This window comes from Streptomyces sp. NPDC058773 (assembly GCF_042746015.1).
GTDB lineage: Bacteria > Actinomycetota > Actinomycetes > Streptomycetales > Streptomycetaceae > Streptomyces.
The window spans coordinates 228,085-244,427 of sequence record NZ_JBHYPE010000004.1; the positions used below are offsets into that span (position 1 = coordinate 228,085).

At 72.8% G+C, this 16,343-nt stretch carries 12 protein-coding genes and 1 pseudogene; 5 read left to right on the forward strand and 8 right to left on the reverse strand.

The annotated features are described in order from the left end of the window. Nucleotides 1–158 precede the first annotated feature (158 nt). Together ACFW5B_RS05830 and ACFW5B_RS05835 are read left to right on the forward strand one after the other, a co-directional pair. Nucleotides 159–3,065, forward strand: a complete 2,907-nt coding sequence (locus ACFW5B_RS05830; protein ID WP_386433794.1) for a BTAD domain-containing putative transcriptional regulator — start codon at nt 159–161, stop codon at nt 3,063–3,065. A gap of 404 nt (nt 3,066–3,469) precedes the next feature. Then, nucleotides 3,470–4,825 carry a hydrogenase expression protein gene (locus ACFW5B_RS05835; RefSeq protein WP_386433797.1) on the forward strand — a complete coding sequence of 452 codons (1,356 nt, stop codon included), beginning with the start codon at nt 3,470–3,472 and terminating at the stop codon, nt 4,823–4,825. 41 nt (nt 4,826–4,866) lie between these two features. Here ACFW5B_RS05835 and ACFW5B_RS05840 read toward each other — a convergent pair whose 3' ends face one another. The 4 genes from ACFW5B_RS05840 to ACFW5B_RS05855 all read right to left on the reverse strand — a co-directional run bounded on the left by ACFW5B_RS05840 (nt 4,867) and on the right by ACFW5B_RS05855 (nt 9,010). Further along, nucleotides 4,867–6,990 carry an ATP-binding protein gene (locus tag ACFW5B_RS05840; RefSeq protein WP_386433800.1) on the reverse strand — a complete coding sequence of 708 codons (2,124 nt, stop codon included), beginning with the start codon at nt 6,988–6,990 and terminating at the stop codon, nt 4,867–4,869. Beyond that, the gene (locus ACFW5B_RS05845; protein ID WP_386433802.1) at nt 6,987–7,646 is read right to left on the reverse strand and encodes a DUF4255 domain-containing protein; all 660 of its coding nucleotides are present in this window, start codon (nt 7,644–7,646) and stop codon (nt 6,987–6,989) included. The genes ACFW5B_RS05840 and ACFW5B_RS05845 overlap by 4 nt, the downstream gene beginning before the upstream one ends. Nucleotides 7,647–7,788: 142 nt before the next feature. Then, nucleotides 7,789–8,490, reverse strand: coding sequence for a response regulator transcription factor (locus tag ACFW5B_RS05850; RefSeq protein WP_386433804.1), 702 nt, complete (start codon nt 8,488–8,490; stop codon nt 7,789–7,791). Nucleotides 8,491–8,710: 220 nt separating this feature from the next. After that, the gene (locus ACFW5B_RS05855) at nt 8,711–9,010 is read right to left on the reverse strand and encodes a hypothetical protein (protein WP_386433807.1); all 300 of its coding nucleotides are present in this window, start codon (nt 9,008–9,010) and stop codon (nt 8,711–8,713) included. A 232-nt stretch (nt 9,011–9,242) separates the two neighbouring features. Between ACFW5B_RS05855 and ACFW5B_RS05860 the strand changes: the two genes are divergently transcribed. Beyond that, nucleotides 9,243–9,365, forward strand: coding sequence for a hypothetical protein (locus tag ACFW5B_RS05860; protein WP_386433810.1), 123 nt, complete (start codon nt 9,243–9,245; stop codon nt 9,363–9,365). 212 nt (nt 9,366–9,577) lie between these two features. Here ACFW5B_RS05860 and ACFW5B_RS05865 read toward each other — a convergent pair whose 3' ends face one another. Next, on the reverse strand, nt 9,578–9,931 hold the full coding sequence (locus tag ACFW5B_RS05865; protein ID WP_386433813.1) for a GNAT family N-acetyltransferase: 354 nt from the start codon (nt 9,929–9,931) through the stop codon (nt 9,578–9,580). A gap of 387 nt (nt 9,932–10,318) precedes the next feature. On the opposite strand from ACFW5B_RS05865, the gene ACFW5B_RS05870 reads away from it, so the two are divergent. Beyond that, complete coding sequence (locus ACFW5B_RS05870) at nt 10,319–11,020, forward strand: hypothetical protein (protein ID WP_386433816.1); 702 nt, start codon at nt 10,319–10,321, stop codon at nt 11,018–11,020. 293 nt (nt 11,021–11,313) lie between these two features. Here ACFW5B_RS05870 and ACFW5B_RS05875 read toward each other — a convergent pair whose 3' ends face one another. Further along, nucleotides 11,314–11,727 (reverse strand): MerR family transcriptional regulator, encoded by a 414-nt coding sequence (locus ACFW5B_RS05875; protein WP_386433819.1) that lies wholly within the window; start codon nt 11,725–11,727, stop codon nt 11,314–11,316. A 408-nt stretch (nt 11,728–12,135) separates the two neighbouring features. On the opposite strand from ACFW5B_RS05875, the pseudogene ACFW5B_RS05880 reads away from it, so the two are divergent. After that, nucleotides 12,136–13,646, forward strand: a pseudogene (locus ACFW5B_RS05880) (SulP family inorganic anion transporter). Nucleotides 13,647–13,708: 62 nt separating this feature from the next. Here the strand turns inward: ACFW5B_RS05880 and ACFW5B_RS05885 are convergent. Next, the gene (locus tag ACFW5B_RS05885; RefSeq protein WP_386433822.1) at nt 13,709–13,864 is read right to left on the reverse strand and encodes a hypothetical protein; all 156 of its coding nucleotides are present in this window, start codon (nt 13,862–13,864) and stop codon (nt 13,709–13,711) included. Between the two features lie 296 nt (nt 13,865–14,160). Beyond that, nucleotides 14,161–15,717: an FAD-dependent oxidoreductase gene (locus ACFW5B_RS05890; protein ID WP_386433825.1), complete on the reverse strand. Its 1,557-nt coding sequence runs from the start codon at nt 15,715–15,717 to the stop codon at nt 14,161–14,163. Nucleotides 15,718–16,343 lie beyond the last annotated feature (626 nt).

Genomic DNA, 16,343 nt, shown 5'->3' on the forward strand with positions numbered 1-16,343 from the left:
GCGGCGAAGTAGGCACCGGCGCGGAGGGGAAGCCTTGAGGGTGGGAGAAAAGGAGGAGATTGACCGTTGGGCCAATACCAGTCATTTTCCCGGCTGTTCTGTCCGAGCGCTGGGCTAGTTTGGTAAGGCCGGTGCATTCGTGCTGGTCCAAGGGGTGGGTGGCAGGCCGACCGGGGGAGGGGAGCGAGCTGGCAGTGCGCGGCGACGCGGTCAATGTGGACGAGTTGAAGGGCCCGGCGGAGGTGAGTGGCCCGGACCTGTGTGACGGTGTGCGGTTTCAGGTGCTCGGCCCGGTGCGGGCCTGGCGGGGGGACCGTCCGCTCGATCTCGGCCCGCCGCAGCAGCGCGCGGTGCTGGCGATGCTGCTGCTGCACGCCGGCCGCCCCGTCTCCGTACCGCAGTTGGTGGACGCACTCTGGGAAGAGGAGCCGCCGCCCCGGGCGGTGGGCACGCTGCGCACCTATGTCTCCCGGCTGCGCGCCCTGTTGGAGCCGGACCGCAAGCCCCGGCAGGAGGGGCGGCTGCTGGTGTCCTCGGGCGGCGGCTACGCCCTGCGGGTGCCCGCCGGGGCACTGGACGCGGCCGCATTCGAGGAACGGCTCGGCACGGCCCGCCGGCTACGGGCCGCGGGCGACACCGCGGGCGCGTACGCGCAGCTGAGCGAGGCGCTGGCGCTCCCGGCAGGCGTGGCCCTGGCCGGCCTGCCCGGACCGTACGCGGAGCGGCAGCGCGACCGGCTCACCGAGCTCTGCGTCACCGCGCAGGAGGAACTCTTCGACTGTGTCGTGCAGTTGGGCGGCGCGCACGCCGGGGCCGTGGCGGACTCGATCGCGGGGCTGCGCGCCTTCGCCGCCGAACACCCCCTGCGGGAACGTCCCCAGGCCCTGCTGATGCTGGCCCTGCACCGCGCGGGCCGCAGGGCTGAGGCTCTCGCGGTGTACGAGGCGACCCGCCGCACCCTTGCCGACGAACTCGGCGCCGAGCCGGGGAATGAACTCAGGTTGCTGTACCGCGAGTTGCGGGCCGCTCGGAACACCCGGGGTGGCCCTGCCCCCCGTGACACCCGTGACACCCGAGATGGCCGGGGCAATCACGCCGGCCACTCCAGCCGCTACGGCCAGGACACTCGCGACAGCCCAGGCCGCCGCGACGTCCACACCACCCACGACACCCACACCACCCCCGCCACCCATCACACCCCCGCCCCCCGTGACCAGCGGCCCTACCCGCCCCGCCTCGCCCGGGACATCTCGTGCATAGCCCCGCCACCACCCGTCCCCGCGCAACTCCCGCCCGACACGGCGGACTTCACGGGACGTGCGGAACCCGTCGCCCACCTGGCCGCGGCGCTCCGCGGGGCCGCCGATGGACGGGCGCCGGTGGTGGCCGCGCTCAGTGGGCTCGGCGGGGTCGGGAAGACGGCGCTGGCCGTGCATGTCGCGCATGCCGTACGGGGCCACTTCCCCGACGGGCAGCTGTATGTGGATCTGCAGGGCACCGGTCCGGCACCGGTCGACAGCGGGGCCGTGCTGACGCGCTTCCTGCGTGCTCTCGGCGTCGCGCCGGGTTCCGTACCGGACGGGCCGGCGGAGAAGGCCGCCCTGTACCGCTCGCTGATCGCCGACCGCAAGGTCCTCGTCCTCCTCGACAACGCCCGTGACAGCGCCCAGATACGGCCGCTGCTGCCCGGGGTGCCGGGCTGCGCCGTGCTGGTCACCAGCCGTGCGCGGACGCTGGCGCTGCCCGGTGCCGGCGGTGTCCACGTCGAGGAGATGGACGAAGGGGAGGCGCTGGGACTGCTCGGCGCGGTCGCGGGGGCGGAGCGGGTGGCCGCCGAGGCGGACGCGGCGCGCGAACTGGTCGCCCTGTGCGGCGGGTTGCCGCTCGCCGTGCGCATCGCCGCCGCCCGTCTGGCGTCCCGGCCGGGCCGGTCCCTGACCGACCTCGTGGCCCGGCTGAGCGAGGAGCGGCGGCTCAACGAGCTGCGGGTGGGCGACCTGGGCGTGGAAGCGACCTTCCGGCTCGGCTACGAGGCGCTCGCGCCCGGCCTCGCCCACGCCTTCCGGGCCCTCGCCCTGAGCGGCCCGCCGGCCTTCTGCCGGGCCGCCGCGGCCGCGTTGCTGGACACCACCGACGACGAGGCCGAGGCCGCGGTCGAGGAGCTGGTCGACGCCGGGCTCGTGGAGCCGCACGGCGACGACGGCTACCGCTATCACGAGCTGGTGGGGCTGTTCGCCCGGCGACTGGGCGAACGCCAGGACAGCCCGCGGGAGCGGGCGGCGGCGCAGCGCCGCTACGTCGACCATCTGCTGGCCACCGTCCTGACGGCGGTGCGGCTGATCGAACCGATAGCCGCCCCGCGCCCCCTGCCGCGCCGCCCGGACTCCCCGGCCCGTCCGCTCGCCGGTGCCGACGCCGCGCGCGCCTGGCTGCACGAAGCGCACCCACGGCTGTACGCGACGGTGCAGCGGGCCCTGGACGCGGCGCCGGAACTGCTGGCGCCCGCCGTGGACCTCCTCACCGCCTGGTCGAGGGCGCTCAGCGGCAGCGCCCGCCACCGCGACCTCGCACCCCTCGTGCGCCTCGCCGTGGACAGCGCCCGGCGGCAGGGCGACGACCGGGCCGCGGCGCGCGCCCGGCGCCTGCTCGGGGTCCCGCGCCACGCCACCGACCCGTTCGGACGGGCCCGGCGCATGCCACGGGAAGGCCTGCCGTGGGCCTCTGCGTCCGCCTTACCGCGCGCCGGAGCCCCGGCAGCGCACCGGGCGGTGCCCCTGCTCCGGCCGGCGACGCGGCCGCCGTGCCGTCTTGAGCGGCACCCGTGCCCGGTGACGCCGATCCGCGCCCGGTTCAGACCGCACGACCTTGCCGGGGGCGGCCGGGAGCGGCCGCCACAGGAGTACGCACAGGTGGCCGTCGTGGCGCTCGTCCTCGAACGGGAGTGGCCGCCGCGGCGCTCGTCGCCCGGTTGCTCCAGGAGTCCTCCAAGGGGAGCCGCTGGGGCAGCAGTCGGTGCCCCCGGGGCGGCACTTTCGTACCACCGGAGGTGGCGTACGCGGGCCTAGCCTGCGGGTACGACGTCGTGGATCACTCCGGAACCGGTCTCCGCGACCGTGCTTCCCGCACCGGGACGCCGTGACCACGCTCCCGGACCGGGACGCGGTGACCGTAGGGCCCCGGCCCTGGTCGGCGCGCGCCTGCAACGGGCCGGTCAGTCGTGCCGCCAGGCCGTCGGACCGTCCGGCGAGCAGCCGTGGAGGGAGCCGCAAATCCCCCGCGGGCTGTGGCGAGTCCAGGGGGCCGTCGCGGCGTGCGCTGCTCGTACGGCGTGACGGGCGTGGTGGCCTGGACGGCGCTTTCGGCGTGCGCGGGGCGTGAAGAGCCGTAAGGACATCGCGTTCTGCCCCCGGCTCTGCCCTTCCGCACGCTGACCCGGGGCCGGTGTGGCCGGTTGACTGCCCTGGTGAGCATGTGGACTTCACTGGAACCGGCCGCGATCTCCGTCGACCCCGGTTCCGTCGCGAGGGTAAGGCTGCGAGTACGCAACACGGGCGACACCGTCGAGGAGTACCGGCTGCGCCCGGCCGGCGGTGCAGCGGGCTGGACACGGGTCGAGCCGGACGTGCTGCGGCTGTATCCCGGGGCCGAGGGCACGGCGCAGGTCGAGTTCGCGCCCCCGCGCACGCCCGATGCCAAGGCCGGTCCGACGCCGTTCGGTATCCGTGTCGAACCGGCCGAGCACCCCGAGATCCGCGATGTGGTCGAGGGCCAGGTCACGGTCGGGACGTTCACCGAACTCCGCTGCGAGCTGGTGCCCTTGACGGTACGCGGCCGCCGGCGCGCCAAGGCGTCGGCCGCCGTCGACAACCTCGGCAACACACCGCTGACGGTGTCCCTCTCCGGACGCGAGAACGGCGACGCCCTCACCGTCGAACCCGAGCCGACCTCGGTCCAGGTCGCGCCGGGCCGCGCCGGCTTCGTGGATCTCAGCATCCGCCCCGCCGCGGTGAGCTGGGTGGGTGATGTCCACAAGCACCCGTTCACCGTCTCCGTGTCACGGGCCGGTGTGCCGGATTCGACCGAACTGCACGGCACCTACCTCCAGCCGTCCGTGTTTCCGCGCTGGGTGATGGTGGTGGGCTCACTGCTGCTCGCGGCGGCGCTCGCCTTCGTGGTGCTGTGGATCAACAACGAGCCCAAGGTGACCAGCAGCGCGCGGGAGAAGGCCAGCCAGTCCCACAAGCTCCCGGCGAAGGAGGAGAAGCCGTCCTCGCCGGCGCCGCCCCCGCCCCCGGAGAAGAAGCCCGAGGAGAAGCCGGAGGAGAAGCCCGAGGAGCCGCCCGCCGATGACGGCGGTGGGGAGCCCGAGGGGCCGCCGCAGCAGACCATCCGGTCCGACGCCAACGGCGGCTGGTACCTCCAGGCCAACCAGGGCGGTCAGGAGGACGGCACGCAGATCGGCCAGAGCGCCATGTGGACGGACGGCCAGTTCGGCCGCAACCAGTGGTGGACCATCCACCACTACGCCGAGGACAACTCGATCGCCCTGGAGCCGGGCAGCGCCCCGGGCAGTGTTGCCCAGCTGAAACCGGGCACCAACGAGGTCGAGCTCATGAAGGCCGACCCGGAGCAGCTGGGCTCGGGGCAGCTGCCGCCCCATCAGAAGTGGCGGCTGGTGGATGCGGGCAACGGCCGCAGCCGCATCGTCAACCTCAGCAACGACGAGTGCCTGACCGACATGCAGAACGACAAGGGCGCCGTGTCCTTCAAGTGCGCCGACGGGCCCTTCGACCGGCAGGACTGGAAGATCGCCGACGGGCAGTGACGCCTCCGGGGCCGGCCTGCGCACAGGCCGGCCCCGGAAGCTCAGTCCCACAACGGTGACGCGTCCGGCACCAGCCGCCCCATCTTGCGGTACTCACGCCGCGCCCCGGCCCGTACGTCCTCGGCCGTCACCGGCCCGCCACGGCCCGCCGCGAGATAGCCCGCGGTCACCGCCGCCGACCGGATCGCCCCGCCGGCCAGCTCGTACTCCTTGGCACAGACATCGAGGCCGAGATCCTGCGCGCACGGGGTGGCCGCCAGACAGGAACGCCACAGGTCGATCCGCTGCTCGACGTCCGGGAACGGGAAGTCGACCACCAGGTCCAGCCGCCGGGTGAACGCGTCGTCGATGTTGGCCCGCAGATTGGTGGTCAGGACGGCGATCCCGTCGAACGCCTCCAGCCGCTGGAGCAGGTACGCGCTCTCCAGGTTCGCGTACCGGTCGTGCGAGCTCTTGACCTCCGAGCGCTTGCCGAAGACGGCGTCGGCCTCGTCGAAGAGCAGCACCGCGTCCGTGCGGTCCGCCTCGGCGAAGATCCGCTCAAGATTCTTCTCCGTCTCCCCGATGTACTTGTCCACCACCGCTGACAGCTCCACCACATAGAGATCCAGGCCCAGTTCACCGGCCACGACCTCCGCGGACAGCGTCTTGCCCGTACCGGACTCCCCGGCGAACAGCGCCACCACGCCTCTGCCGCGCCCGCCGCCGGTGCGCAGCCGCCACTCACCGAGCACTTTCTCCCGGTGCCGGGCCCGCTGCACCAGCTCGTGCAGCAGGGACAGCGGTTCGGGCGGCAGGACCAGCCCGTCGAAGCCGACCGCGGGCCGTACCCGGCGGGCGTGCCGGTCCAGCAGCGGCGCGGACTGCTGGCGCGCGCTGTGCTGGATGTGGGCGGCGGTCACCGGCGTCCGGTCGAAGGCGGCGAGGGCGGTGGCCGCACGGGCCGCCCGGCGGATCTGGGCGGCGCCCAGCCGGTACGGCGCCACGGCCGCACCGAGGTCGAAACCACCGTCCACGGAGCCGAGTTCGGCGCTCCAGACCTCGTCCGCCGCCGCCCCGACGTCCGGCGCGTCCAGTGCGAACAGCCCGGAATCCGGCGCCCAGCCCGGGTCGTACGGCTCGCTCCCGAAGAAGACCACCGGCACTCCGGTCCCCGCCAGCGCCCGGACGAGCCCCTCGGCCCGCTCCGGCAGCGGCCCCACGACGAGCGCGGCCCGCCGCAGCCGGGCCTCCCGCAGCAGTGCTCCCGCGAGACCGGCACCGTCCTCGCGCGGGCCGTCCGGCCGATACCGCAGCACCGGCAGTCCGGCCCGCCGCAGCCCGTCGGTGACCGCTCCGGCGGCGGTGCCGGGCCGGCGTTCCCGCAGATGGACGGCGAGCGGCCGCTCGCCCGCGAGCGCGGCGAGCCGCCCGGCGAACGACCCGTCCTCGGCGCGGGCGGCGCTCCCCGTACTGCCGTCGGCGCCCAGCTCACCCGCCGGCAGCAACTCCACCGCACCCCTGCTGAGTTCCGGATCGAGCCCGTCGTCCCCCAGCAGATGGGCCACCACCCGTTCCGGCACCCGCAGCGCCCGTCCCGGCAGCGGCCGGTCCTCGTCCTCGACGACCAGCAGCCTGCCGGACAGCAGCGGCGCGGCGGGGTGGAAGCGGGCGCGGGCCCCGGGCTCCCACGGTCCGGTGCCCGCGAGGTCCAGCGACAGCGCGACCGTGGCCCGGCGCCGCCCGACATCGTCGTTGAGGTAGCCGTACAGCGGCTCGAAGCCCCGGTCCACATCGGGCGCGAGCGCGGCCAGGAGGATGTGCAGGTCCAGGGCCGACAGCCCGAACCGCGCGGCGAGCGTGACCGAGCGGTCCGCCGGTCCCGGGGAGCCCGCGGCCCGGTCGGCCGGCTCGCCCGTGGCCGTCGTGTCCGCATACGCCGCGTCGGTATCCGTCACAGCCGCACGGGTCCCGTCCGCGTACGGCTCGCCCGTGCCCGCCACCGGCGGCTGCGCGGCCAGCCGTCTGGCCGTCTCCGGGGTGACGTACAGGCCGCGCAGCGGGTCCGTGGCCGTCGGATCGTCGGCGCTGCGCCGCTCGACCAGCCCGGCCACCCGCTCGCGCAGCCCCGCCAGCCGGGTGAGCAGCGCACCGCCGGCCTGCTCGGCCGCCGTGCCGTCGCTCACCGTGCCTCCTCGCTGTCCGCCGTGGACGGCGCGGTACCCGGCCTGGACCGGAGCATCCGGGGCTCGGAGTCCCCGGGCACACCGTCGAGTCCGCGGACGACAGCGACCGCGCCCTCGGTGACCGGCGGCGCCACGTCGTACGACGGCGAGACCGGGAAGGGCACGGTGATCACCACGTCCAGGGACGGCTTGAGTTCGCCGCCCAGCGCCGACCAGATGTCGGCGATCGACCGGGACTCGGGAGGCGGCACCGCGACCGTCAGCGGAATGCTCGCCTCCAGCGCACGGAGCGCGTCCGGCAGCGCGGCCGTCGGCAGGATCTCGTGCGAGAGCAGGCACCCCAGCGCGGCGGACAGCAGCCGGTGCTCGTCCTCCGGGCGCGTGGTCCATGCCGTGACCAGGTAGGACAGCCGGAACCAGCGCCGCGGCTGACGCCTGCGCACGACCACACCGGAGGCGTCCCGCTCCGCGATCGCCCCGCGCTCCCGTCGGGCGACCTCCTCGCGGATGTCGTAGAGGTACGCATTGAGCGTGGGGGCGTTGCGCCGCGCCGCCCAGTCCCGGGTCGGCGCCTCGAACGCGACCTCCCCGGCGCCGTCCGGCAGCACCCCGCCGCGCAGCACGCTCCGCACCGCCGCATCGACCTCGTGAATCATGCGCCTTCCCCCGCCCGGCGACCCGCCGCCCGCACGTTCTCCGCCAACTCCGTCACCACGTCACCCTCTGCTCTCGCTCCTGCACCTGTCCTCGCGCCGGCACTTATGGCCGTGCCTGTTTCCGTGCCTGCTTCCGCCCCCATCAGATGTATCCCTCCCGCAGCGCGTAGGCGACGGCGTGCGCGCGGTTGTGCAACTGGAGCCGTGTCATCAGGGCGTGCAGGATGTTCTTGACGGTGCGTTCGGAGTAGGCGAGCTTCTCGGAGATCTGCCGGGTGTCCAGCCCCTCGGCGACCAGCCGCAGCACATCGACCTCGCGCGGCGCCATCCCGAGCGTCGGTACGAACCCCACGGGGGCGGCGGTCGTCACCGAACGCCGCAGCTGCCCCACCTGCGAGAGCAGCGTGCTGATCAGGTCCGGCGGCAGGTCGCCCTCACCGCGCGCCGCGCTCTGCACCGCCCGCAACAGCCGCTGCGGGGTGGTCTGATGGCGCCACAGGATGGCGCGCACGCCGTACTCCACGACCGTCATCAGTTCCGGTTCGCGAAGATCCCGGGCGATCAGCACCACGCGCTGGTCGCCGCCCCGCACGAGCCTTCTCAGTTCGGCCGCGGCGATCTCGTCGAACCGGTCGATCGGCATGATCGCCACGGTCCCGACCGCCTCCCCGCTTCCTTCCTTCCCCCGTCCGTGCTCCGCCTGCTCCGCCCGCTCCCTGACTGCCGTTCCCGCCTGTTGCTGGACGATCTCGACGGTGGGCTGGTGCTGCAGATGGCTGACGACCCCGGCCCGGCTGAGCGGGTCGGAGGCGTGCACCGTCACCGTGACACGTGTATCCGGCACTTAAGTTCCTCGTCTCGCCCCCGTTTACCGATTGCTGCAGCATGCGCGAAGGCAATCAACAAACGTTTACCGGGCAATCAACGTCGGTGACATACGTGTTGGCGATCCTGTGGATCAAGGCCACTGACGGGCAGGAGCCCTGGAGTGCAGCTGCCCGAGCAGTACGCAGGGGCGCCCTTCGGCCGGAGGCGTTCATCCGGTTCCTCACATTGATCAGGAATCAGCCGGGGCAGTGGCCGTCCTGGAGGCTGTCCCATATTTCCGTGAGGTCCAGGGGCGGCAGCTGAGACAGCTCGGCGCCGGCCGCGCTCATGGCGGCGCCGTAGCGCGGGGCGCCAAGGAGTACGGTCAGCGCATCGGCGATCTCGTCGCGTCCCGCCGTGACGTCCAGCGCCCGGCCCAGGCCGCTGCGGGAGAAAGCGGCGACGTTGTCGGGCTGTTCGGCGAGAAGGCCCAAACCCAGGACGGGCGTTGCCCCCTGCACCGCGTCGAGCAGGGACGCCCGGCCCCCGTGCGTCACGAACAGGTCGGCGCGGCGCAGGAGGGCGGGGGCGTCTCGTGGAACCAGTGGCCCGGTGCGGGGGTGAGCATCGGCGGGAGCGTGGGGGTGTCCTGCTCGTGCTGCTTCGCCGACGGGGCGTCACGGCGTGCGTGGTCAGGTCAGTTGCTGGTGATGGAGGGGACGGCCGTGGGCGGCGGGCGGCTGTCGAAGCTGGGGCCAGTGCACCGGCCGCGGCACCTACTACTGGCACGTGGAGGTGGACTGCACCCTGGGTGGGTGGGGTTCGAGCGGCACCCAGGCCGGGCGGGGCAAGACGTACGCCTACTGCAACTGGGGCAACGTGGAGACCGTGAAGATCATCACGGAGTCGTAGATAGGTGGAGCTGACCGCCGGCCCGCGCCTCGGCCGGCGGTCCGTCGTGCCCGGCGCTCACCCTTGCCCACGCGCCGGGTCCTTGGAAGACCGCGACCTTCGAGAGTGCCCGGGCCCCGCCGGGGCGGCCCCGGGCCGATCCGCATCGGGGTCCGGCAGCGGCCGCACACCATCCGCCTCGCCCCCCCGGGCTGACTCCGCCAGAGCCAAGGTCAAGGCCGGTAGATGTACTCCGCCATCGTCGTGTGCTTCTTCCAGCCCAGCGTCTCGTACAGCGCATGCCCGGCGGCGGTCGCACCGAGAACACCGAGGACCGCACCCTCCTCCAGCGCACGGTCGGCGAGGGCGCGTATCACGAAGGCGCCCAACCCGCGCCGCCGATGGGCCCGTTCCGTCACCACCCGGTCCACGACGACGGCTTCCCCGAGGGCCGCCATCTGCCCCTTGGCCGCCTGCCGGCCCACCGCATCCCGTACCCGCACACAGGTAACGGCGCCCACGGTCTCCACGGTCGCGCTGTACCCCTGGGGCGCGACCGGACTCGTGGCCACCAAATCAACGGCCATCAGATGCCCGTCCTCCTCCTGCACCCACCCCTGAGGCAGCCAGGACCCGGCCTCCTCCGGCCTCGCCGGCACCTTCAGCCAGGTCCGCGGCTCAGACGCCGAGGCGGCAGCCCCGCGGACCAAGGCCTCCTCGGCCCGGGGCAGGACATGACGCCCTACTTCACCGGCACTGCCGGTGGGGCTGCAGGCACGGCCTCCGCATCGCCACGCGATCTCCCGTGCGTACGCCATGGTTGTGCAGTGTCAGCCTGCTGACATGATGTGACGCACGTGATGTGTGACGGACAATATGGCGAAGGGCCGGACGGCTGCCGAACGCCGTCGGCGCCGGCAGGGGGCGCAACGGAAGCGCCTGGGCCTCGCCAGTGCAAGGAAGGTATGAGGGGGATGAATTCGACGCGCACGCTGCGCGCGGTGGGCGGCGCGGTGGGCGGCGCGGTGGTGGCGGGGGCACTGCTCTTCTGTACTGCGCCGGTCGCTTCGGCGGACCAGATCAGGCATGACCAGTCGCCGTTGAGGTCTTTCGGGGCTGACGGCGCCTGGAAGGTCTCGACTCTCATCCCCGGCCATGGGCGCGGGCCGGGAGGCGCGAAAAGCGTAGAGGGACTGGCTCCTGCCGCCAAGGTCCGGCCTGCGGGAATTGACCTTGAAGATGCCGACTCCCCTGACCCCGAGAGAGATGAAGGGGCATACGAGACGCCGGCCGAGAGCAACGGCAGGGGCTCTGCGCAGGAATTCAAGGGCAACAAGGGCGCCATCATGGGCGTCGCCGGCGGTGTGATCGGCCTCCTCGCCGTCATCCTGGTGGTTGTTCTGGTGGCCGTGAACAAGAAGCGGCGTAATGGGCCGCCGCCTCCGGGGGCTGGCGGCTACGGCGGCCCCGGTGGCCCGGGCTTCCCTGGTGGTTTTGTGCCCCAGCCTCCCGGTCCTCACCAGCAGCAGCCCAGCGCGCCGGGTGCGTACCCGCCCGGTGCTTACCAGCAGCAGCCCGGTGCGCCGGGTGCCTACCCGCCCGGTCCCTACCAGCAGCAGCCGGGAGCGCCCGCTTCGTACCCGCCGGTGCCGCCCACTCAGCCGCCAGGAAGCTAGCGCACCGCCGCAGCAAGGACGGCAGGGGTACCGGTTTGAACAAGGGCTGTCGGCCCCAGCCTGCCCCGGACTGTGTTCAGTCCGGAGCCGACGCGATCGATCGAGGAACTCGGGCGGGCGGTGCGCACGGCGTTCTGCCACCGTTGTTCTGGACGCACGTCAACCCCTGCGGCCGGTTCGAGCGGGACGTGAACAGCCGCTTGGAGCTTGACCTGACCGCCACGGCCGGGGCGGTGCCGGGCCCGCGCCGTCCGCAGGACAAGGCGGCGCCTGCCGGGGTGTGATGCCCGGTTCTAGGGGCGGGCAGCGGGAGCGTTCTGCTCCAGGCGGGCGCCCAGGGTGGCGGCGAAGTCCTCGGCGCGGGACAACTGGATGCGCAGCTTCTCCACTTGCTCGGTGGCGGCCTGTTGGTAGGTCCGTACGCGTTCCAGGAGGGCTTCGCGTTCGTCGGCGTCGAGGCCGGCGTGGGCGTCGAGGCGGTCGGTGGCGTCCAGCAGGTCGCGCATCTGGTCCAGGGTGAAACCGAGCGGCTTCATGCGGCGGATGACCATCAGCCGGGCCACGTCGGCTTCGGTGTAGAGGCGGAAGCCGCCCTGGGAGCGGGCGGAGGGGATGACCAGGCCGGTCTCCTCGTAGTGCCGGATGGTGCGCAGGGACAGCTCCGTGCGCGCGGCGACCTCGCCGATCTGCATGTGCTTGCCGTCCACGCCCGTGATCCTCTGGCCCTTCTCGTCGTCGGTGGTCTCGGCCCCGGGTGGGCACCACCGATCTCTACCCTAACGTTAGGGTAGAGTTGCTGGTGGTGAGGGTGGTGTGCCGCTGCCCCGCCGTTGCCGTGTCGGGGCCGATGGTGCCCCGGCGAAGATCCGATTCTTGCAGGAGAGAAGCGTGCGCGAGCCCATGACGCCCGGCGCCGCCGCCTGCCCGCCGTGAGGCTTCGCTCCCGGACGTGAGGTAAGGCCGTGCTCCTGGGCAGGTCCCGGCCCGTCCGTCCTCGACTTCCGGCTCCGTATGCACGGGGTCGTCCGCGGGGTGCCGGCCCGGCCCCTCCGCGTCCTCCCGCACGCCCTGGCCTGCCGTAGGGGTGTGCCCGAGCACGACAGGTTCCGTCTCCCTTGTCTTCTGCTGCCACTGCTGTGTCCCCGGCCGCGCGCTTGCGCGGCCTGAAGCCCGACTGGATCTCCGACCCGAAGGTCTGGCGCACCGAGGTCCTCGCGGGCCTGGTTGTCGCGCTCGCGCTGATCCCCGAGGCAATCTCGTTCTCGATCATCGCGGGCGTCGACCCCGCGATCGGCCTGTTCGCCTCCTTCACCATGGCCGTGACCATCGCGATCGTCGGCGGACGCCGGGCGATGATCTCCGCCGCGACCGGCGCGGTGGCGCTGGTGACCGCGCCGCTCAACCGTGAGCACGGCTTCGGCTACCTGGTCGCCGCCGTCATCCTCGCCGGTGTCTTTCAGGTCGCGCTCGGTGCGCTCGGGGTGGCGAAGCTGATGCGGTTCATCCCGCGCTCGGTGATGGTCGGCTTCGTCAACTCGCTGGCCATCCTGATCTTCATGGCTCAGGTCCCGGAGATGGCTGGCGTCCCGTGGGCCGTTTACCCGCTGATCATCGGCGGGCTCGCGCTGATGGTGTTCTTCCCGAAGATCACCAAGGTGATCCCGGCCCCGCTCGTCTCGATCGTCGTCCTGACCGTCATCACCGTGGCGGCCGGCATCGCGGTGCCGAGCGTCGGGGACAAGGGTGAACTGCCGTCCTCCCTGCCCGTTCCGGGCTTGCCGGACGTGCCGTTCGCGATGGACACGCTGACGACGATCGCCCCGTACGCGTTCGCGATGGCGCTGGTCGGCCTGATGGAGTCGCTGATGACCGCCAAGCTGGTCGACGACATCACCGACACCCACTCCAACAAGACCCGCGAGTCCATCGGCCAGGGCATCGCCAACATCCTCACCGGATTCTTCGGCGGCATGGGCGGCTGCGCCATGATCGGCCAGACGATGATCAACGTGAAGGTCTCCGGCGCCCGCACCCGCCTCTCGACCTTCCTGGCCGGGTCCTTCCTGATGGTGCTGTGCATCGTCTTCGGCCCCGTCGTCTCCGACATCCCCATGGCCGCCCTGGTCGCCGTCATGGTCATGGTGTCGTTCGCGACCTTCGACTGGCACTCCATCGCCCCCAAGACCCTCAAGCGGATGCCCGCCGGGGAGATCGCCGTCATGGTGATCACCGTCGGCTGCGTCGTCGCCACCCACAACCTCGCCATCGGTGTCGTCGTCGGCTCGATCACCGCCATGGTTGTCTTCGCCAAGCGTGTGGCCCACCTCGCCGAGGTCACCGCCGTGGTCGACCCCGACGGCCACACGGTCGTCTACCGGTCACCGGCGAGCTGTTCTTCGCCTCCTCCAACGACCTCGTCGGCCAGTTCGACTACGCGGGCGACCCGAAGACGGTCGTCATCGACCTGTCCTCCGCCCACATCTGGGACGCCTCCTCCGTCGCCGCCCTCGACGCCATCGAGACCAAGTACGCCCAGCGCGGCAAGACGGTGGAGATCACCGGCCTGAACGACCCCAGCGCCGACCTCCACGGCAAGCTCACCGGCGAACTCACCGGCGGCCACTGACCCCTGCGCCACACGCTCACAGCACAGGACCCCGGCCCAACAGGCCGGGGTCCTCTCGTCTTCTACGCCGGCGAAGGGCCGCGGTAGGTCCCGAAGGTCCACAAGTTGCCCTCCGGGTCCCGCACCGTGCACACGTACGCCGCCGCACCCGACCCGAATCGGGTCTCCTGCGGCGCTTCCAGAATGTCGCCGCCGGCGTCGACCACCCGCCGGTGCACCGCGTCGGTTCTCGGAACCCGTTACGAGATGAAGCGCCTCGGCCATGACGCCGCCGAATCACCGCGTTCGCCGACCACCTCACCGCCCACGGCGTGGAGACTGCCGCGTACGCGGCGTACCGCGGGGCGCCGTCCCGTACGGAGTCGGAGCGGTTCTTCCTGGACGATGCGGACCGGGAGCTGTGGTGGAACTCCGGACTGGGCCGGGGCCGGGGTGCGGGCGGCCGCCGCACCGCGTGGGTGCGGCGGCCGTGGGTGGCCGGCTCGTGGTTCGAGTCAGTCAGCAGAGCGGCGGCTCAGCCCGGCGTCACCGCACACTCCGGCACTCCGAACCACTCCTCCAGTGCCTCCGCCAGCCCGGCCGTCGGCGTCGGCGCCCCCGCGTCGGCCGCCCAGGCCGTGAAGCCGTCCGGACGGACGAGGGCCGCCGCCAGTTCCGGGCGGGACGGGCAGCCGGCCGTCAGGGTGTCGACGCGGCCGGCATACCCCGCAGCGAGGGCCCGGAGCTCCGGGTCGTCGGCGAGGTCGAGCAGGAGCGCCCGGCCGCCGTGGAGGTGGTCCGCGAGGCGGCCTCCGTCGGTGAGTTCGAGGTCCGGGGCGCTGCGGCCGATCAGCGGGTGCTCGCCCGGAAGCTCGTACCGCACCCCGGCACCGTTGAGCCGCGCGGTGAGGTACGTGGTGCCCACGACCGTCCCCGCCAGGTCGCTGACGATCTCGCGCAGGGCCCGGGACTGCGGGTCCGGGCGCATGGCCGCAACCTGGGACCTGGTCCAGTCCAGGACCCACGCACCGACCGGGTGCCGCTCGGAGGTGTACGTGTCCAGCAGCCCTTCCGGCGCCCGGCCGCCGATCACCGCGGCGAGCTTCCAGCCGAGGTTCATCGCGTCCCCGATACCCAGGCTCAGCCCCTGGCTCCCGAACGCGGAGTGCACGTGCGCCGCGTCGCCCGCCAGCAGCACCCGGCCCTTGCGGTACTCGGTGACCTGGCGGGCGTGGTCGGTGAAGCGGGTCGCGGTCCGCAGCCCGGTGATCGTGACGTCCACGCCGGAGACGCGGCGCAGCCGCGCCTGGAGCTCCTCGGTGGTGACCGGCGCGTCCCGGTCGGCCGGCGGGCCGTCGAACTCCACGGTGACGACGCGGCCCGGCATCGGCCCGTGGGCGTACACCCCGGTGTCCGTGGCGGTCCAGCCGACCTTCAGGTCCTCGGCGCCGGTCATCTCCACGACCGCCTGGTGACAGGTGATCTCCGGGTCCGTGCCGGGGAATTCGAACCCCGCGAGCTTGCGGACCGCGCTGCGGCCGCCGTCGCAGCCCACGAGCCAGCCGGCGCGTATGGCCCCATGGCTGGTCCGCACGGTGACGGCCCCGTCGTCCGCGTCGAAGCCGGTCAGCTCCACTCCCCGGCGCACGTCGACGCCGAGTTCGTCCGCCCGCCCGCCGAGCAGCCGCTCGATGTCCTGCTGCGCCACGAAAGCGATCTCGGCGGCGGGTCCGGCGTCGCCGAGGCCCGGCTCCGTACGGTCGACCAGGTCGGCGCGCAGCATGATTCCGGCGAAGTGCCCGACGAACCCGAGCCCTTGGCCCGCGGTCCCGCCTCCGTCCCCGCCGTTCCGCTCGCGTATGAATGCCTGGAAGCGGTCCATAGCCTGCCGCTGCACCTCGGCCAGCGCGGGCAGCAGGCCTCGGCGGTAGAGCGCCTCGGCGCTGGGCGTGGTGATCGCCCCGCCCTTGATCGTCGGGTCCACTTCGGTGAGGCGCTCCAGGACGGCCACCCGCGCGCCCCCGAGCCGGAGCTCACAGGCCAGCATCAGTCCGACCGGGCCGCCTCCGGCCACCACTACGTCATAGTCCATGGCGCCGACTATGACCGAGGGGCGAAGAGGCCAAAAAGGCGCCGTGGTGTCAAGGGACCGGCCCCGCGCGGAGAATGGGGCCGGCACAGTCAGCGCTGAGAACGATTAAGGAACGAGATTCATCGGCTGCTACCGCCGGGAGCGAGCAGGCTCGTGAGCTCGGCGATCGCCTCTGGGGACGGCTTGGCCGGCCGGCTGCCGACGCCTGCACCGTCGCTACGAACGCACGGCGGAACATCCTCGCCTTCGTCGGCCGTCGCCGATCGACATCCCTCGCCGGGCAGACCGTCAGCGCCGGAACCACTGGGGCGCACCCCCAACCCCCACCTCACCTTCGGCGCCGCCCCCCACTTCTGCCTCGGCCAGTCCCTGGCTGGCACCGAACTCCGGGTAGCGCTCGAAACCGGTCCGCCCAGGCCCAGGCGGATGCGGCCGGGGACATCGACTGGCTCGGGTCGGTCGACTCCACCGGCGTCCGCGCCCACCGGCGCGCCGCCGGGGCCCGAAAGCTCGACGGCCATCCGGACCCGGCTGCGGCGACGAGGTATCGGCCACACCATCCCCGAACGGGCCGACCGGATCCGCAGCCGTCACCCTCGCATCACTCCTGATGTGGGCGTGACATT